Consider the following 18,253-nt stretch of genomic DNA (forward strand, 5'->3'; position numbering starts at 1 on the left):
GGGAGCGGGGAGAGCCGCCCGGTCCCGCAGCGCCGAGCGCCGGGGACCGGGCGGCTCACTGTCAGCCCCGGGTGTCGCGCTCCTGGGCGCGGAGCGCACGCTCCACGCCGGCCAGGTTCTCGATCACGAGTCGGCGCAGCGCCGGGACCTCCGGGTTCGCGTCGAGCCAGGCGCGGGTGGCGTCGACGATCTCCTGCGAGGGCGTGGCGGCCGGGTAGAAGCCGACGACCAGGTACTCGGCGATCTTGTAGCTCTTCGACTCCCAGAGGGAGCGGAGGGCGTCGAAGTAGACCGGGACCATCGCGTCGAGCAGGCGCGGGTCGGCGGCGCGCTGGAAGCCCAGGCCCGTCGAGCGGACGATCGTGTTCGGTGCCGAGTCGTCGGCCGTGACGGAGTCCCACGCCGCGCGCTTCGCCTCCGCGGTCGGCAGTGCGGCACGGGCGTGCGCGGCCGACTGCTGGCCGGTCGCCGTGTTGTCCGAGGCGAGCGCCGCGTCGATGTCGTCCGCACCGGCCCGCCCGCCGGCGACGAGAGCGATCAGCAGCTCCCAGCCGAGGTCGGTGTCGATGTCGAGGCCGCCGAGGGCGGTGGAGCCGTCGAGCAGCGCCTGCACGGCCTCGAGGTGCGCCGGGGTGGACGCGATCGCGGCGAAGAACTTCACGAACTGGAACTGCGCGTCGCTGCCCGGCTCGGCGCTCTGCGCGAGCGTCCACAGCTGATCGCCCGCCTCCTCGACGACCTCGGCCCGGTACTCCGGAGCGACGTACTGGGTGGCGGTGGCGACGAGCTGGTTGAGCACCGTCCGCAGGGTCGTGGACTCGGTCTCGGTCGCGACGTTGCCCAGGACGAGGCGGACGAAGTCGCGCGGCGCCGACTCGGCGTCGCGGGTCGAGTCCCAGACCGAGCCCCAGACCAGCGAGCGGGCCAGGGGGCTGTCGATGCTCGCGAGGTGCTCGACGGCCACGGCGAGCGAGGCGTCGTCGAGGCGGACCTTCGCGTAGGCGAGGTCGTCGTCGTTGAGCAGCACGAGCGCCGGACGGGTGCGGCCGATCAGCTCGGGCACCTCGGTGCGCTCCCCGTCGACGTCCAGCTCGAGGCGGTCGACGCGGACGAGGCGCTCGCCCTCGAAGTCGTACAGGCCGATCGCCAGGCGGTGCGGGCGGATCGTCGGGTACTCCTCGACCGCGGTCTGCAGGATCGCGAAGGACGCGATCGCTCCGCTTTCGTCGACCGCGATCTCGGGGCGGAGCGTGTTCACGCCGGCCGTCTCGAGCCACTGCGCCGACCACTCGGTGAGGTCGCGCCCGCTGGTGGCCTCCAGCTCGACCAGCAGGTCGCGCAGCTCCGTGTTCGAGAAGGCGTGCTTGACGAAGTACTCGTGGACGCCGGCGAGGAACTCCTTCTCGCCGACCCACGCGACGAGCTGCTTGAGCACCGAGGCGCCCTTGGCGTAGGTGATGCCGTCGAAGTTGACCTGGACGTCCTCGAGGTCGTTGATGGTCGCGACGATCGGGTGGGTCGAGGGCAGCTGGTCCTGGCGGTAGGCCCAGCTCTTCTCCATCGCGGCGAAGGTGGTCCACGCCTCGGTCCACTCCGTCGCCTCCGCGGTGGCGAGGGTGGAGGCGTACTCGGCGAACGACTCGTTGAGCCAGAGGTCGTTCCACCACTTCATCGTGACCAGGTCGCCGAACCACATGTGGGCGAGCTCGTGGAGGATCGTGACGACCCGGCGCTCCTTGATCGCGTCCGTCACCTTGGAGCGGAACACGTAGGTCTCGGTGAAGGTCACCGCTCCCGCGTTCTCCATCGCGCCGGCGTTGAACTCGGGGACGAACAGCTGGTCGTACTTCGCGAACGGGTACGGGACGCCGAACTTCTCCTCGTAGAAGGCGAAGCCCTGCTTCGTCTTCTCGAACACGTAGTCGGCGTCGAGGAAGGGCGCGAGCGAGGCCCGGGCGAAGACCCCCAGCGGGATGGTGCGGCCGTCGGAGGAGACGAGCGAGTCGGTCTCGACCACGTAGGGTCCGGCGACGAGGGCCGTGATGTAGGAGGAGATGCGCGGGGTGGGCTCGAAGCTCCAGGTCGCGATCCCCTCGCCCGCCGGGACCGGCTCGGGAGTGGGCTGGTTCGACACGACCTGCCACTGCGCGGGCGCGGTGACGGTGAAGCGGAACTCGGCCTTGAGGTCCGGCTGCTCGAACACCGCGAAGACGCGGCGGGAGTCGGGCACCTCGAACTGCGAGTACAGGTACACCTCGCCGTCGACGGGGTCGACGAAGCGGTGCAGGCCCTCGCCCGTGTTGGTGTAGAGCATGTCGGCGACGACGGTGAGCTCGTTGTCCGCAGCCAGGGAGTCGAGGCGGATCCGGACGCCGTCGGCGACGTCGGCGGGGTCGAGCTCCGCGCCGTTGAGGGTGACGGAGTGGACCGTGCCCGTGACGGCGTCGATGAAGCTCGAGGCGCCCTCGGTGGCGGAGAAGCGCACCGTGGTCGTGCTGAGGAAGGTCTCGGCTCCCCGGGTCAGGTCGAGGGCGATGTCGTAGTCGTGGACCCGGATCAGCGAGGCGCGCTCCTGCGCCTCGCTCCGGGTGAGGTTGTCTCCTGGCACGGGGGTGCTCCATCCGTTCGTCTCGGGCGCTGCCGCGGGCGCCGGGGTGCGGGCGCCGCCGATCCACCCTAGAGCTGCCGGGACCCGCCGTGGAGCCCCGTGGCGCCGATCCTGCGGAGCCGCCGGGGAGCGCGGACGCGGCCCCGGCGAGCGGCGTAGCGTGTCCCCATGACCTCTGTGGACTTCTGGTTCGACCCCTCCTGCCCGTGGGCCTGGATGACCTCGCGATTCGTGGACGAGGTGACCCCCGCGCGCGACCTCGACGTGCAGTGGCACATCATGAGCCTCGCCGTCCTCAACGAGGACAAGGACGTGGACGACTCGTACCGCGCCTTCCTCCCGCGCGCGCTGCGCTACACGCGCCTGGTCGCCGCCGTCGCCGAGCGCGAGGGCCGCGAGCACGTGAAGCCGCTCTACGACGCGCTCGGCACCCGGATCCACCCGGGGGGGCGCACCGACGTCGACGCGGTGATCGCCGAGTCGCTCGCCGAGCTCGGCCTGCCCGCGGAGCTCGCCGCCCACGCCGACTCGGACGAGTACGACGAGCCGATGCGCGCCTCCCACTTCGACGGGATCGAGCGGGTTGGCCAGGACGTCGGCACCCCGGTCATCGCGATCGGCGACGTCGCCTTCTTCGGCCCCGTCATCTCGCCGATCCCGACGGGCGAGCAGGCGCTGACCCTCTGGGACGGCATCGTCGCCGCCGCCTCCTTCGACGGCTTCTTCGAGCTCAAGCGCTCGCGGACCCGCGACCCGCAGTTCGACTGAGCCGACCCGCGGTACTCTGGCTCCCGGCCCGGGCACCGCGGGCCCCAGACGGCTCTTCCGGAGGAGTTCTCTCGTGCGCATCCACATCGCCACGGACCACGCAGGGCTGGACTTCAGCCGTCACCTGATCGAGCACCTCGGTGCCGCCGGTCACGACGTGATCGACCACGGCCCCACGTCCTACGACCCGCTGGACGACTACCCGTCCTTCTGCATCAACGCCGCCGCCGCGGTCGTCCGCGATCAGGAGGCGGGGGTCGAGGCCCTCGGCGTCGTCTTCGGCGGCTCGGGCAACGGCGAGCAGATCGCGGCGAACAAGGTCGCGGGCGTGCGCGCGGCACTCGTCTGGAACCTGAGCACCGCCGTGCTGGCCCGCCAGCACAACGACGCGAACGTCATCTCGATCGGGGCCCGCCAGCACTCCGTCGAGGAGGCCACCGGCTTCATCGACGCGTTCGTCGCCGAGCCCTTCACCTTCGAGGAGCGGCACGTGCGCCGTATCGCGCAGCTCGCCGAGTACGAGGCCACCGGCGACATCGCCGGCCGGGTCGTCGACTCCGCCGCGAAGGAGCGCTGAGTGCCCGAGGGGCACTCCGTCCACCGGATCGCCCTGCAGTTCGAGCGCGACGTCGTCGGGCACCGCGTCGCGACCAGCAGCCCCCAGGGCCGCTTCACCGAAGGAGCCGCGCTCCTCGACGGGCGCGAGGTCCTCGAGTCCACGGCCGTCGGCAAGCACCTGCTGCTGCGCTTCGAGGGCGACCTGACGCTGCACGTCCACCTCGGCCTCTACGGTGCGTGGGACTTCCTCGGGCACGTCTCGCCGCTGTTCCCGGACGGCAAGGCCGGCAGCAGCATCGGCGCTCCCCGGCGCCGCCGCGCCGTGCGCCTCTCCGAGACGGAGCACGAGACCGACTCCGACCTCGACGAGTTCCCGCCGCCGCCCGTGGGCGCGGTGCGCGTGCGCATCATGACGGAGGAGACGGTCGCCGACCTGCGCGGCCCCACCGCCTGCGAGGTGATGGACCTCGCCCAGGTGGAGGCCCTCCTCGCCCGCCTCGGTCCGGATCCGGCCGACGACGACTCCGACGAGGCGCGCGACCGCTTCGTGAACCGGCTCCGCAGGACGGCGACGCCGGTCGGGCTGGTGCTGATGGACCAGTCCGTGGTCAGCGGCATCGGCAACATCTACCGCGCGGAGCTGCTCTACCGCGCCGGCCTCGACCCGCACACTCCCGGCAAGCAGGTGCCGCTGGAGCTCGCACAGGAGCTGTGGCGGGACTGGGCGGACCTGCTCGAGGACGGCATCCGGACCGGGATGATGATCACGCGCCGCGGCCTGACGAAGACCGAGCGCTCGAAAGCCGTCCGCAGCCGCGCCGAGCGCAACTACGTCTACAAGCGCGAGGGTCTGCCCTGCCGCGTCTGCGGCACGAACGTGCTGCTCGAGGAGATCGGCGCGCGCAAGCTCTACTGGTGCCCGGTGTGCCAGTCGTGAGCGCCGGTGGAGAGACGCCGGCCCGGTCCCGCGCCCGCCGAGCCGTCCGCCCCGCGCTCCGCGAGGCCGCCCGATGACCGGCGGTCTCCTGCTCCGGGGCGCCCGCCTCCTCGGCTCGTCCCGACCCGGTGCCGTGCTCCTGCGCGACGGCCGCGTGGAAGCGGTCGGACCGGAGGCCGCCGCCGCCCCGGGCGACGAGGTGCGCGACCTCGACGGGCGCTGGGTGCTCCCCGGCCTCTGGGACGAGCACGTCCACTTCTCCCAGTGGGCGATGACGGCACCGCGCCTGGACGTCTCGTCAGCCGACTCGGCCCGCGGAACGGCGGACGCGGTCCGACGTCGCCTGGCGGAGCAGCCCGGTACCGGCACGCTGATCGGCTTCGGCTTCCGCGACGGCCTCTGGCCGGAGCCGCCCACGACCGCGCTCCTGGACGAGGTCTCTCCGGAACGGCCCGTCGTGCTGATCAGCGGCGACCTGCACTGCGCCTGGCTGAACTCCGCCGCGTACCGGCGCTACGCCGTCGATCCCGAGCCCGAGCTGCTGCGCGAGGACGCCTGCTTCGAGCTCGTCACCGCACTCGGAGCCCTCGGCGACGACGAGCTCGACGCGCTCGCCGACGCGGCGGCCCGGCGGGCTGCGGCCCGCGGGGTGGTCGGCGTCGTCGACCTCGAGATGCGCTGGAACGCGGGGGACTGGCCCCGTCGCGTCGACGGCGGAACCCGCTCCCTCCGCGTCGACACCGGCGTCTACCGCGACCACCTCGACCGCGCCCTCGCGGAGGGACTGCGCACGGGCGACGAGCTCGACGGCGGTGACGGCCTGCTGCGGATGGGCCCGCTGAAGGTCCTGATCGACGGCTCCCTCAACACGAGGACCGCCTACTGCGCCCACCCGTACGCCGACCACGACGGCTACGGCGTCCTCACCGTGGAGCCCGCCGAGCTGGACGAGCTGCTCGCCCGCGCGGCCGCCGGGGGCATCCGCTCCACCGTGCACGCGATCGGAGACGCCGCGGCGACACTGGCTCTGGACGCGCTCGGCCGGGTCGGCGGGGGCCGGATCGAGCACGCTCAGCTGCTCGCGGAGACCGACCTTCCGCGGTTCGCCGCGCTCGGCGTGGAGGCCGGAGTGCAGCCCGCGCACGCGCTCGACGACCGCGAGGTGGCGGAGCGGTACTGGCCGGGACGCACCGGCCGGGCGTTCCCGCTGCGCTCGCTGCTCGACTCCGGGGCCCGCGTGGTGCTCGGCTCGGACGCTCCGGTCGCTCCGCTCGACCCGTGGGTCGCGATCTCGGCCGCGGTCGCGCGGGCGCTGCCCGGCGACGAGCCCTGGCATCCGGAGCAGCGGGTGAGCGTCGAGGAGGCGATCGTCGCCTCGACCCGGGTGCGCCGGCTCACGCCCGCGGCCGGCGATCCCGCCGATCTCGTGGTGGTCGACCGCGATCCGCTCGCCGCCGACGCGGGAGCCCTCCGATCCATGCCGGTCGCCGCGACCCTCCTGGCGGGCCGCTTCACGCACGGCGGCTGACCCGCGCCCGTCGCGACACCGGCTGCTCCGGATCGCGCGAACGGGCCCGGGAACGACGACGGCCCGCGGGATCCGAGGATCCGCGGGCCAGTCGAGGCGTGATGCTCAGCTCTCGCTGACGTGGGCGAAGAGGAACCAGCGGTCCTTCTCGAGGCCGCGGCCGATCTCGATCGCGACGTCCTGGCTGCTCGCGTCGATCTCGGCGAGCTCGGCGATCGCCGTGTTGACGGTCGCGATGGCGACGTCCATCTGGCGGATGATCTCGACGATCGCGTTCTCGGAGCGCTGGAAGCCGGGGGTGAGGGGTTCGGACTGCGTCGCCGAGGCGACGGTCTGGATGCGGGCGTCGACCGGGAGGCCGAGGGCGACGACGCGCTCCGCGGCGAGGTCGGCCCACTCGATGGCGCGGCCGACGATCGCGTCGAGCAGCTCGTGGACGCCGATGAAGTTGGCGCCGCGGACGTGCCAGTGCGCCTGCTTGCCGTTGACGGCGAGCGCGGTCATCTCGACGACGACGGGGCTGAGGAACTGGGCGACTCCGGATGCGACATCCGGGTTCGACGAGGTGAGCGACGTGACGGACGTGGTGGACATCGTCTGGTCCTTTCGAGAGGGGGTGACTGATCGTCAACAGTACGCAGATCCCTCGGCGCCGCAAGGAAGCGCAGGCTCGGCTCAGTCCGGTGAAGGACAGGCTCACCTCGGTCGCGGAGGGGCGTCACGGGGGCTTCCCCCCGGGTGCCCGGAGCCGTGCCGCCGGTACGCTCGACCGGGTCGCGGCGGCGGCGGGAGCGGACAGGAGGCGCGGATGAGCGGAGCATCGACGGCCCTCGGTGAGGCCTCGCGCGCCTACCTCCGGCTCTGGCGCGGACTGCCCCGGGAGGTGCTCGCGCTGGTGGCCGCGATCCCGGTCGCGCTCCTCGGCGCCTTCTGCGCCGGCGTCGCGCTGGCCGTCGCGCTCGGGCTCGTCGGAGTCCTGATCGGCCTGGTGTTCCTGCCCGCCGCCCTCTACACGGCGCGCTTCTTCTCGCGGGCCGCCGTCGGCCTCGACGTGCTGGCCGGACGGCCCGCCGTCCCCCGGCCGCAGTGGCGGCGACCGCCCTCCTCCGTCACTCCGTCGACCTTCGCCCTCTACGGTCCGGTGATCGACGGGCACTACTGGCTCGCTCTCCTGCACACGCTCGTCGTGGCTCCGGTGCTCGCGCTGCTGTCCGGACTGCTCCTCGCGCTGTGGACCTGGGCGGGCCCGGGCACGGTGGCCGCCGCGCTCACGGGGGCCCCCGGTCCGGCCCGCCTGCTGGCCGAGAGCGGAGCAGCTCTGCTGGGCGCCCCGCAGCCTCCGGCGGGACTGGTCGCCGCGGCGACGGTCGCCACGACCGTCCTCTTCGTCTCGACCCTGCCGTTCGCCACCCGCGGCCTCTCCCTCCTGCACTGGCTGGTCGACCGTCTCCTGCTCGGCCCGTGGGAGTCGGAGGCGCTCCAGCGCGAGGTCGCCGAGCTGAGCGCCTCCCGTGGCGCAGCCGTCGCCGCCGAGGACCGCGCGCTGCGCCGGCTCGAGCGCGACATCCACGACGGCCCGCAGCAGCGCCTGATCCGGGTCCAGATGGACCTGGCCTCGGCCCGCAACCGACTCGCCGCCGACCCGGAGTCCGCCGCCCGCCTGGTCGACGAGGCTCGCGAGCACGTGCGCGCCGCGCTCGACGAGCTGCGCGCCCTCTCCCGCGGAGTGGCGCCGCCGATCCTGCAGGACCGGGGCTTCGAGGCGGCGGTGCACTCGCTCGCCGAGCTCAGCCCGGTGCCGGTCGAGGTCCTCACCGAGCACCCCGTGGCGGACGTCCCGCCCGAGGTCGAGCGCAGCGTCTACTTCGTCGTCGCCGAGCTGCTCGCCAACGCCTCCAAGCACTCCCGTGCCCGATCGGTGCGGGTGCACCTCGACACCCGCGACTCCGGCACTCCGGGGGAGCGCTGGCTCGACGCCTGGGTGGTGGACGACGGAGTCGGCGGGGCGTCGCCGGTCGCCGGTCACGGTCTCGAGGGGGTCGGCGGGCGCGTCCGGGGCCTGCGCGGGATCCTGAGCGTGGAGTCGCCGGTCGGCGGGCCGACCACGGTCGGGGTGCACGTCCCCTACCGCCCGGCCGCCCTATCCTGAGGGCGTGCCCGTGATCCGCGTCGCCATCGCCGAGGACTCGGTCCTCCTGCGCGAGGGCCTGGTCCGCCTCTTCGAGGACGCGGGGTTCGCCTCCGTCGGCGCCTTCGGGGACGCGGACGCCCTGCTCGCCGATCTGGCGCGGGACCCGGCCGGGGTCGACGTCGCCGTGCTCGACGTCCGGATGCCGCCGACCTTCCGCGACGAGGGCGTCCGCGCGGCGCTGGAGATCCGCCGGCGCTACCCGCAGGTGTCGGTCCTCCTGCTCAGCCAGTACGTCGAGGTCACCTACGCGCAGGAGCTGCTCGGCTCCGGCGACGGCGGACTCGGCTACCTCCTGAAGGACCGCGTCGCCTCCGTGGAGGAGCTGCGCGACGCCGTCGAGCGCGTCGCGGCGGGCGGAACCGTCCTCGACCCGCAGGTCGTCGCCTCGCTCCTGCAGCGCAACCGCGACCCGCTCGCCTCGCTGACCCCGCGGGAGCGGGAGGTGCTGGAGCAGATGGCCCAGGGGCGCACGAACGCGGGCATCGCCTCCGCTCTCTTCGTCGGCGTGGGCGCCGTGGAGAAGAACGTGACCGCGATCTTCCAGAAGCTCGGGCTCGAGGACTCGGGCTCCGACCACCGGCGGGTGCTGGCGGTCCTCGCCTTCCTGCGCGCCGGGCGCTGACCACCGGAGAAGAGGAGAACCCGATGCCGTCGAGTCCTGCGGAGGGCGCCCGCGTCCTCGCCCTGACCGGGGGACGCGCCCCGGAGATCGCCGACACCGCGTGGGTCGCTCCGGGCGCCACCGTGATCGGCTCCGTGCGCCTGGGGGAGCGGGCGAGCGTCTGGTACGGCGCCGTCCTGCGCGCCGAGCACGCGCGGATCGAGCTCGGCGCCGGCAGCAACCTCCAGGACGGCGTCGTCGTCCACGTCGACGCCGACTACGACGCGGTCATCGGCGCCGGAGTCTCGGTCGGGCACAACGCCGTGCTGCACGGCTGCACCCTCGAGGACGACGTGCTGGTCGGCATGAGCGCGACCGTCCTGAACGGGGCCGTCATCGGCACCGGCTCGCTGATCGCCGCGCGCGCCGTCGTCCTCGAGGGGACGGTCGTCCCGCCGGGCTCGCTGGTGGCGGGCGTCCCCGGGAGGGTCCGGCGGGAGCTGACGGAGGAGGAGCGCGAGGGCATCCGCCGGAACGCCGCCTCGTACCTCGCCCTGACGGAGGAGCACCGCGGCGCGGTCGGCTGAGCACGCCCGGAACGCCTCGGAACGACGAAGAGCCCCGGACATCCGGGGCTCTTCGAGAGGAGAGGGGCTGACGAGAATCGAACTCGCATCATCTGTTTGGAAGACAGAGGCTTTACCACTAAGCTACAGCCCCGGATCGGCGGTCTGACGACCGCGAACCGGTGCGTCCGGATCTCCCGACCGGGCACCAGGACAGCGTAGTACATCGCGCGAGCACCGTGGACACCCCGGTCGTCCTCCGCCGCGCGGTTCCGGTCGCCGCTGCCGCGGTGCAGTACACTTGCGAAGGCCATTTCGGCGTGTCGCGCAAGCGCACGTGCGGGGACGGCTCGACGAGAGTCTCACGCACGGTGCCCAGGCCCGCGCATCCGGGGCGTAGCTCAGCTTGGCTAGAGCGCCCGCTTTGGGAGCGGGAGGTCGCAGGTTCGAATCCTGTCGCCCCGACCACGAGTACTCATCGTGACGACATCGACCCGTGACGACCGTCATCCGGCGCCGACACCAACCAGCACAGGAGATCCCCTCACGTGAAGACCACGGTAGAACAGCTGAGCCCGACCCGCGTGAAGCTCGCGATTTCGGTCACCCCGGACGAGCTCGGCCCCAGCATCACGCACGCCTACGGCCACATCGCCGAGCAGATCAACGTCCCCGGCTTCCGCAAGGGCAAGGTCCCGCCCGCCATCGTCGACCAGCGCGTCGGCAAGGCCGCGGTGCTCGAGCACGCGGTCAACGAGGGCCTCGACGGCTTCTACCGCGAGGCCGTCCGCGAGACCGAGGTCCGCCCCCTGGGCCGCCCCCAGGCCGACATCGTCGCCTGGCCGAGCGACAAGGACTTCACCGGCGACCTCGAGCTCGCCATCGAGGTCGACGTGCGCCCCGAGATCACCGTCCCGGACTACGACGGCATCGAGCTCACCGTCGAGGCGGCCGAGGTCACCGACGCCGACGTCGACGCCGAGCTGGACAAGCTCCGCAGCCGCTTCGGCACCCTGGTCACCGTGGACCGCCCGGCGAAGACCGGAGACTTCGCGCAGATCGACCTGGTCGCCTCCATCGACGGCGTCGAGGTCGACACCGCCAACGCCATCTCGTACGAGCTCGGCTCGGGCGAGCTGATCGAGGGCATCGACGAGGCGCTCGACTCGCTCACCGCGGGCGAGAGCACCACGTTCACCGCTCCGCTGCTCGGCGGCGACCACGCCGGCGAGCAGGCCGAGATCGCCGTCGCGCTCACCGCCGTCAAGGAGCGCGAGCTCCCCGAGGCCGACGACGACTTCGCGCAGATCGCCAGCGAGTTCGACACCATCGCCGAGCTGCGCGAGTCGCTCAAGGAGCAGGCCGCTCAGCAGAAGACCTTCGGCCAGGGCGGCGAGGCCCGCGAGAAGCTCGTCGAGGCGCTGCTCGCCCTCGTCGAGGTCCCCGTGCCCGCCGGTCTCGTCGAGGACGAGGTGCACCGCCACCTCGAGGGCGAGAACCGCCTCGAGGACGACGAGCACCGCGCCGAGGTCAAGGAGGCCAGCGAGAAGACCTTTAAGACGCAGATCCTCCTCGACCACGTCGTCGAGCAGGAGAAGGTCCAGGTCAGCCAGGACGAGCTCACGCAGTACCTCATCCAGGGTGCGGCGCAGTACGGCATGGAGCCGAACGAGTTCATCAAGATCCTGTCCGAGAACAACCAGATCGGCCAGATGGTCGGCGAGGTCGCCCGCAACAAGGCGCTCGCGATCGTCCTCGGCAAGGCGAAGGTCACCGACACCGAGGGCAACGCCGTCGACCTGACCGCGTTCACCGCGGTTCCCGGTGACGACGAGGCCGTCGAGGCCTCCGACGAGGCCGTCGCCTCGGACGAGACCGAGGTCGCGGAGGAGGCTCAGGCCGCCGCCGACGCCGAGGTCCCCGCCGAGCCCGTCGCCGAGGAGCCCGCCGCCGAGGAGGAGCCCGCCCCGGCCCCCAAGAAGAAGCGCGCGCCGGCCAAGAAGAAGGCCGCCGCTCCCGCCGAGGAGACCCCGGCCGCGGAGTAGTCCCGCGAGCACGTCAGGAGCCGCCCCCCGATCCGTCGGAGGGCGGCTCCTCTCGTTGCGGGGCTCCGGTCCGCCCCGGGCGAACACGAGCGACTCCCGCTCCGCCCCGGGCGAACACGGCCGGATCGGCCTGGCGGCGTCCGATAGATTCGCCTCCGAAGCGACAACTGAAACGGAGCAATACATGGCCGACATGGTTATGCCCAACAGTGTTTTCGACCGCCTGCTCAAGGACCGGATCATCTGGCTCGGTTCCGAGGTGCGCGACGAGAACGCGAACGAGATCGCCGCGAAGCTCCTGCTCCTGGCAGCCGAGGACTCCGAGCGGGACATCTACCTCTACATCAACTCGCCCGGCGGCTCCATCACCGCGGGCATGGCGATCTACGACACGATGCAGTTCGTCCCGAACGACATCGTGACCGTGGGCATCGGGATGGCGGCCTCCATGGGCCAGCTGCTCCTCACCGCCGGAACCCAGGGCAAGCGCTACATCACCCCGAACGCGCGGGTGCTCCTCCACCAGCCGCACGGCGGCTTCGGCGGCACGGCCTCCGACATCCAGACCCAGGCGCAGCTCATCCTCGACATGAAGAAGCGCCTCGCCGAGATCACCGCCAAGGCGACCGGCAAGACCGTCGAGCAGGTCAACGAGGACGGCGACCGCGACCGCTGGTTCAGCGCCGAGGAGGCCCTGGCCTACGGCTTCGTCGACCACATCCGCTCGTCGGCGACCGACGTGGCCGGCGGTGGCGGAACCGCCATCGACGAGTAGTCCAGCGAACGCGCCGAGAGATCAGGAACAGACAATGACCACACCCACCTTCGGCGGAACGGCGTTCGGCTCCGGAGCCGCACCGTCCTCGCGCTACATCCTCCCCACGTTCGAGGAGCGCACGGCCTACGGCTACAAGCGCCAGGACCCGTACGCCAAGCTCTTCGAGGACCGCATCATCTTCCTCGGAGTCCAGGTCGACGACGCCTCCGCGGACGACATCATGGCCCAGCTCCTCGTGCTCGAGAGCCAGGACCCGGACCGCGACATCGTCATGTACATCAACTCGCCCGGTGGATCCTTCACCGCGATGACGGCGATCTACGACACGATGCAGTACATCCGCCCGCACATCCAGACGGTCGTGCTCGGCCAGGCCGCCTCGGCCGCCGCCGTGCTCACCGCCGCGGGAACGCCCGGCAAGCGCCTCGCGCTGCCGAACGCGCGCATCCTCATCCACCAGCCCGCCGTGCAGCAGGGCGGGGGCCAGGCCTCGGACATCGAGATCCAGGCCGCCGAGATCATGCGCATGCGCGAGTGGCTCGAGGAGACGCTGTCGCACCACTCGAACCGCTCGATCGAGCAGGTCAAGAAGGACATCGACCGCGACAAGATCCTCGGCGCGAGCGACGCGCTCGAGTACGGGCTGATCGACCAGGTGCTCACCAGCCGCAAGAGCCTCCCGGCTCTCACGGCGTAGGGCGTCCGGGAGGGGCCGGGTGGCGGAGCGATCCGCCGCCCGGCCCCTCTCTGCGTCCTCCGTCGCCGTAGCAAAGCGCCACACGAGGCGCAAGGCACGGCGAATCCGGCCCGCCTGCCGAGCCCTCGCGGCTCAGCGGCTAGGCTCGGAGCAGTGTCAGGGGGCTCGTCCCGCTCGCACCGGCCGGAGCTCCGGGCTCCGTTGCACGACCGACCGACGCACGACAGACGCACGACAAGGAAGTGGGGCATCCCCGTGGCACGTATTGGCGAAAGCGCCGACCTGCTGAAGTGCTCCTTCTGCGGCAAGAGCCAGAAGCAGGTCCAGCAGCTCATCGCGGGACCGGGCGTCTACATCTGCGACGAGTGCGTCGAGCTCTGCAACGAGATCATCGAGGAGCGCCTCTCCGAGTCGAGCGAGGAGACGAGCCACGAGTTCGACCTCCCGAAGCCGAAGGAGATCTTCGGCTTCCTCGAGGAGTACGTGATCGGGCAGGAGCAGGCGAAGAAGGCCCTCGCCGTCGCCGTGTACAACCACTACAAGCGCGTGCGGGCCCGCAACACCATCACCGCCGCCGACGCGATCCACGACGAGGTCGAGATCGCCAAGAGCAACATCCTGCTCATCGGCCCCACGGGCTGCGGGAAGACCTACCTCGCCCAGACCCTCGCGAAGCGCCTCAACGTGCCCTTCGCTGTCGCGGACGCCACGGCCCTCACCGAGGCGGGCTACGTCGGCGAGGACGTCGAGAACATCCTCCTCAAGCTCATCCAGGCCGCCGACTACGACGTCAAGCGTGCCGAGACCGGCATCATCTACATCGACGAGGTCGACAAGATCGCGCGGAAGGCCGAGAACCCCTCGATCACGCGCGACGTCTCGGGCGAGGGAGTGCAGCAGGCGCTGCTCAAGATCCTCGAGGGCACCGTCGCCTCCGTGCCCCCGCAGGGCGGGCGGAAGCACCCGCACCAGGAGTTCATCCAGATCGACACGACGAACGTCCTCTTCATCGTCGCCGGCGCCTTCGCCGGACTCGAGGACATCATCTCGTCGCGGGCGGGCAAGCGCGGCATCGGCTTCGGCGCCCCGCTGCACAACAAGGAAGACGAGATCAACATCTTCAGCGAGGTCCTCCCGGAGGACCTGCACAAGTTCGGGCTGATCCCCGAGTTCATCGGGCGCCTCCCCGTCGTCACGACGGTCACGCAGCTCGACCAGGTCGCGCTCATGCAGATCCTCACCGAGCCGCGCAACGCGCTCGTGAAGCAGTACCAGCGGATGTTCGAGATCGACGGCGTCGAGCTCGAGTTCGACCGGGGCGCTCTCGAGGCCATCGCGGACCTGGCGGTCCTCCGTCAGACCGGCGCCCGCGGACTGCGCGCGATCCTCGAGGAGGTGCTCGGCCCGATCATGTTCGAGGTGCCCTCCTCGGACGAGGTGGCGCGCGTCGTCGTCACCCGCGCCGCGGTGCTCGACAACGCGGCCCCGACGATCGTGCCCCACGCTCCCCGTCGCCAGGAGAAGAGCGCCTAGTCGCTCCCCGCCCCGCTCTGCCAGTTCACCGCGATTGGCCCGGCGGATCGTCGGGCGAGGCGCTCCTGCTTCCCTAACCTGGCGGAGCGCGCCGACGGCGCGTCCGGTCGCCTCGGTGCCGGTCGATCCTCCGGGAGGCTCCGCCATCGTCCAGCCGCTGCTCGCCGGGATCGTCGCCGCCCTGACCGGCTTCTCGAGCTCGTTCGCGATCGTGCTCGCCGGGGTGGTCGCGGTGGGCGCCACCGACGTGCAGGCAGCCTCGGGCCTCCTCGCCGTCTGCGTGCTGCAGGGGGTCCTCTGCATCGTGCTGAGCATCCGCTACCGCGTGCCGATGAGTTTCGCCTGGAGCACGCCGGGATCCGCCCTGCTGGCCGCGACCGCGACGCTCCCCGGCGGCTTCGACCGCGCGGTCGGAGCGTTCCTGGTCGCCTCCGCTCTGCTGGTGGTCACCGGGCTGTGGCCGGCGCTCGGGAGGCTCGTCGCGCGCATCCCGCGGCCGCTCGCGAACGCCATGCTCGCGGGCATCCTGTTCCCGCTCGTCCTGGCGCCGGTGCGCGCGGCGGTCGAGATCCCCGCGCTCGCGCTGCCGGTGATCCTGCTCTGGCTGCTGCTCCTGCGGCTCCTGCCCCGCTGGGCGGTGCCGGCCGCGATCGCCCTGGCGATCGTGCTGCTGGTCGTGACGGACGGCGCGGCACTCGCCGGTGCACCGCTGCTCCCCGTGCCGCAGTTCGTCGCGCCGGTGTTCGAGATCGGAGCGATGGTCGGGATCGGCCTGCCGCTCTACGTGGTCACCATGGCGGGGCAGAACATCCCGGGCATCGCGGTGCTGACGAGCTTCGGCTTCGCGGCCCACTCGCGTCCCGGGATCGTCTCGACCGGTGCTCTCTCCGGGGTCTCGGCGGTCTTCGGCGGAGTGCCGATCAACTACGCCGCGCTCAGCGCCGCGCTGACCGCGGGTCCCGAGGCCTCGCCGCGGCCGGAGCAGCGCTGGGTCGCCTCGGTCTCGGCGGGCGCCTCCTACCTCGTGCTGGGCGTGTTCGCCGGAGCGGCCGCCGCGCTGGTGTCCTCCGCGAGCCCGCTGCTGATCGAGGCGGTCGCCGGTCTGGCGCTGCTGGGGGTGTTCGTGTCGGCGGTGCAGGCCGCTGTGGAGGACGCGCGGCTGCGGCTGCCGGCGGCGGCGACGCTCCTGGTCACCGCCTCCGGCACGACCATCGCGGGGATCGGATCGGCGTTCTGGGGCCTGGTCGTGGGACTCGTCCTCCTCGCCTGGCTCGTCCCCCGGCGCCGCTAGAGGAGGCCGCGGCGCGCGAGCAGCGGCTCGGTCCGCGCATCCCGCCCGCGGAACGCGCGGTACGCGTCGAGCGGATCGCGGGAGCCGCCGAGCTCGAGCACCCCGCGGCGGAAGCGCTCGCCCGCCGAGCGGTCGAGGCCGCCGTTCTCCTCGAACCACTCGACCGTGTCCGCGTCGAGGATCTCGCTCCAGATGTAGGAGTAGTAGCCCGCGGAGTAGCCGCCGGAGAAGACGTGCGCGAAGTACGTGCTGCGGTAGCGGGGCGGCACGGCGGGAAGGAGGAGGCCCGCGCCGTCGAGCACGTCGCGCTCGAAGGCGGCCGTGTGGCGCGGCTCGACCGGGGCCGGCAGGGAGTGCCAGGCGAGGTCGAGCAGGGCGGACGCCAGGTACTCGCTCGTCGCGAAGCCCTCGCCCCACAGCGCGGACGCCTCGAGGCGCTCGACGGTCCCCGCGGGCAGGGCCTCGCCGGTCTCGACGTGGCGGGCGTACTCGGCGAGGAGCCCGGGGCGGCGCACCCACGTCTCGTTCACCTGGCTCGGGAACTCGACGAAGTCCCGGAACACCGCGGTACCGGCGAAGCGCGGGTACCGCGTGCTCGCGAACAGGCCGTGCAGGGCGTGCCCGAACTCGTGGAAGAGCGTCTCCACCTCGTCGAGGCTGAGAAGGGCGGGCTCGCCCGGGCCCGGAGCCGACAGGTTCAGGTTGTTCACGACGACGGCGGAGTCGCCGAGCAGCGAGGTGCGGCTGGAGAGGGAGTTCATCCACGCCCCGCCGCGCTTCGAGTCGCGGGTGAAGGGATCGAGCAGGAACAGGCCCAGCGGGGTCCCGTCCTCCTCGTGCACCTCGAACACGCGGACGTGCTCGCTGTAGCCGGCCAGGTCGCTCCGCTCCGAGAAGCGGACGCCGTAGAGACCGGTGGCGGCGGCGAACACGCCGTGCCGGAGCACCCGCTCCAGCTCGAAGAAGGGACGCAGTGCGCTGGAGTCGACGGAGTAGCTCTCCGACCGCACGCGCTCCTCGTAGTAGGCACGATCCCACGCCTCGATCGTGAAGCGCGGCGCTCCGGCGGCGTCCTGCTCGGCGTCGGCGGAGGCCTGCATCCGCTCGAGCTCGATCCTCGCGTTCCGGGCGGCGGGAGCGGCGAGCTCGTGCAGCAGCGACAGGACGCGCTCCGGCGAGCCCGCGGTCTGGCCCGAGATCACGAACTCGGCGTGCGAGGCCGCGCCCAGCAGAGCTGCACGCTCGGCCCGCAGCGCGACGATCCGCTGCAGGGTCGCGGTGGTGTCGTGCGGCCCGCCTTCCGCACCGCGGCCGACAGAGGCGCGCAGGACGCGCTCGCGGACGCCGCGGTCGCGCAGACGCGCGAGCCAGGGGTGGCCGGAGTAGAGGGGCAGGGTGATCAGCCAGCCGTCGACGCCGCGGTCGGCGGCGGCGCGCGCGGCGGCCGAGACGTCGGACTCGTCGAGCCCGTCGAGGCCGGCGACGTCCTCGAGCAGGACCGCCCGGTCGTTCGACTCGGCGAGCAGGTCCTTCTCGAAGCGCGTGGTCAGGGTCGAGAGCTGCTCGTTCAGCTCGCCGAGCCGTGCCTTCCCCGCGTCGTCGAGGAGCGCACCGGAGCGCTCGAACCCGGTGATCCTCCGCTCGAGGAGGTAGGCCGTCTCGGCGTCGAGGTCGAGCTCCGACGACTGCTCGGCGAGGGTGCGGAGCCGGGCGAACAGGCGCGGGTCGAGGCTGATCGCATCGCTGTGGGCCGAGAGCAGCGGAGCGAGCTCGGCCTCCAGAGCGTCGGTGAGCGGAGTGCGGTCGGAGGCGGCGACGGTGAAGAAGACGGCGCTCACCCGGCGCAGCTCGCGGCCCGTCCGCTCGAGGGAGACGAGGGTGTTCTCGACGGTCGGCGGCTCGGAGGCGCCGGCGATCGCGTCGATCTCGGCGCGGTGCCGGCGGAGGGCCTCGAGGAACGCCGGGCGGTAGGCCTCGGGGTCGACGGCGGCGAAGTCGGGGAGCCCGTGGGGGAGTCCGCTCGGCTCGAGCAGGACGGCGACGGGATCGGGAGCGCTCATCCTGCGAGCCTAGAGCTCGAGCGAGGGAGAGGGCTCCGGCTCAGGATCGCAGGACGCGCGCGTTCACCGGGCTCGGCGACCGCGCCGCGAGG

General features: G+C 72.3%; 15 protein-coding genes and 2 tRNA genes. 13 read left to right on the forward strand and 4 right to left on the reverse strand.

Annotated features, from left to right (window positions below; all coding sequences use genetic code 11):
* Positions 1–61: 61 nt before the first annotated feature.
* Positions 62–2,608: an aminopeptidase N gene (gene pepN / locus C5D50_RS11935; RefSeq protein ID WP_104283599.1), complete on the reverse strand. Its 2,547-nt coding sequence runs from the start codon at positions 2,606–2,608 to the stop codon at positions 62–64.
* Positions 2,609–2,776: 168 nt separating this feature from the next.
* On the opposite strand from pepN, the gene C5D50_RS11940 reads away from it, so the two are divergent.
* The 4 genes from C5D50_RS11940 to C5D50_RS11955 all read left to right on the forward strand — a co-directional run bounded on the left by C5D50_RS11940 (position 2,777) and on the right by C5D50_RS11955 (position 6,399).
* A complete protein-coding gene (locus tag C5D50_RS11940; protein WP_104283600.1) occupies positions 2,777–3,376 on the forward strand; it encodes a DsbA family protein in 600 nt (199 codons plus the stop codon).
* Between the two features lie 73 nt (positions 3,377–3,449).
* On the forward strand, positions 3,450–3,953 hold the full coding sequence (locus tag C5D50_RS11945) for a ribose-5-phosphate isomerase (protein WP_104223700.1): 504 nt from the start codon (positions 3,450–3,452) through the stop codon (positions 3,951–3,953).
* Positions 3,954–4,871: an Fpg/Nei family DNA glycosylase gene (locus C5D50_RS11950; protein WP_104283601.1), complete on the forward strand. Its 918-nt coding sequence runs from the start codon at positions 3,954–3,956 to the stop codon at positions 4,869–4,871. It abuts the gene before it with no gap.
* 73 nt (positions 4,872–4,944) lie between these two features.
* On the forward strand, positions 4,945–6,399 hold the full coding sequence (locus C5D50_RS11955) for an amidohydrolase (protein WP_104283602.1): 1,455 nt from the start codon (positions 4,945–4,947) through the stop codon (positions 6,397–6,399).
* Positions 6,400–6,504: 105 nt separating this feature from the next.
* On the opposite strand, the gene C5D50_RS11960 is transcribed toward C5D50_RS11955, so the two are convergent.
* Positions 6,505–6,993 (reverse strand): Dps family protein, encoded by a 489-nt coding sequence (locus C5D50_RS11960; protein ID WP_104226731.1) that lies wholly within the window; start codon positions 6,991–6,993, stop codon positions 6,505–6,507.
* Positions 6,994–7,207: 214 nt separating this feature from the next.
* Here C5D50_RS11960 and C5D50_RS11965 point away from each other — a divergent pair, with 214 nt between their 5' ends.
* The 3 genes from C5D50_RS11965 to C5D50_RS11975 are packed head-to-tail and all read left to right on the forward strand — an operon-like array spanning position 7,208 to position 9,778.
* On the forward strand, positions 7,208–8,548 hold the full coding sequence (locus tag C5D50_RS11965; protein ID WP_104283603.1) for a histidine kinase: 1,341 nt from the start codon (positions 7,208–7,210) through the stop codon (positions 8,546–8,548).
* Between the two features lie 4 nt (positions 8,549–8,552).
* The gene (locus C5D50_RS11970) at positions 8,553–9,212 is read left to right on the forward strand and encodes a response regulator transcription factor (protein ID WP_104247297.1); all 660 of its coding nucleotides are present in this window, start codon (positions 8,553–8,555) and stop codon (positions 9,210–9,212) included.
* A 23-nt stretch (positions 9,213–9,235) separates the two neighbouring features.
* Complete coding sequence (locus tag C5D50_RS11975) at positions 9,236–9,778, forward strand: gamma carbonic anhydrase family protein (RefSeq protein WP_104283604.1); 543 nt, start codon at positions 9,236–9,238, stop codon at positions 9,776–9,778.
* Positions 9,779–9,840: 62 nt separating this feature from the next.
* On the opposite strand, the gene C5D50_RS11980 is transcribed toward C5D50_RS11975, so the two are convergent.
* Positions 9,841–9,911 (reverse strand) — tRNA-Gly (locus C5D50_RS11980).
* 236 nt (positions 9,912–10,147) lie between these two features.
* Here C5D50_RS11980 and C5D50_RS11985 point away from each other — a divergent pair.
* The 6 genes from C5D50_RS11985 to C5D50_RS12010 all read left to right on the forward strand — a co-directional run bounded on the left by C5D50_RS11985 (position 10,148) and on the right by C5D50_RS12010 (position 16,101).
* A tRNA-Pro gene (locus C5D50_RS11985) sits at positions 10,148–10,225 on the forward strand.
* A gap of 80 nt (positions 10,226–10,305) precedes the next feature.
* On the forward strand, positions 10,306–11,802 hold the full coding sequence (gene tig, locus C5D50_RS11990) for a trigger factor (RefSeq protein ID WP_104257383.1): 1,497 nt from the start codon (positions 10,306–10,308) through the stop codon (positions 11,800–11,802).
* A gap of 184 nt (positions 11,803–11,986) precedes the next feature.
* The gene (locus tag C5D50_RS11995) at positions 11,987–12,577 is read left to right on the forward strand and encodes an ATP-dependent Clp protease proteolytic subunit (RefSeq protein ID WP_097165884.1); all 591 of its coding nucleotides are present in this window, start codon (positions 11,987–11,989) and stop codon (positions 12,575–12,577) included.
* A 34-nt stretch (positions 12,578–12,611) separates the two neighbouring features.
* Positions 12,612–13,277, forward strand: coding sequence for an ATP-dependent Clp protease proteolytic subunit (locus C5D50_RS12000; RefSeq protein ID WP_068253282.1), 666 nt, complete (start codon positions 12,612–12,614; stop codon positions 13,275–13,277).
* Positions 13,278–13,532: 255 nt separating this feature from the next.
* Positions 13,533–14,810 carry an ATP-dependent Clp protease ATP-binding subunit ClpX gene (clpX, locus tag C5D50_RS12005; protein ID WP_104223693.1) on the forward strand — a complete coding sequence of 426 codons (1,278 nt, stop codon included), beginning with the start codon at positions 13,533–13,535 and terminating at the stop codon, positions 14,808–14,810.
* A gap of 115 nt (positions 14,811–14,925) precedes the next feature.
* A complete protein-coding gene (locus C5D50_RS12010; RefSeq protein WP_104283605.1) occupies positions 14,926–16,101 on the forward strand; it encodes a benzoate/H(+) symporter BenE family transporter in 1,176 nt (391 codons plus the stop codon).
* On the opposite strand, the gene C5D50_RS12015 is transcribed toward C5D50_RS12010, so the two are convergent.
* Positions 16,098–18,161, reverse strand: a complete 2,064-nt coding sequence (locus C5D50_RS12015) for a M3 family metallopeptidase (protein WP_104283606.1) — start codon at positions 18,159–18,161, stop codon at positions 16,098–16,100. The two genes, C5D50_RS12010 and C5D50_RS12015, sit on opposite strands and share 4 nt — an antisense overlap.
* Positions 18,162–18,253 lie beyond the last annotated feature (92 nt).

Origin of the sequence: Rathayibacter sp. RFBD1, from assembly GCF_002932915.1 — a bacterium.
GTDB lineage: Bacteria > Actinomycetota > Actinomycetes > Actinomycetales > Microbacteriaceae > Rathayibacter.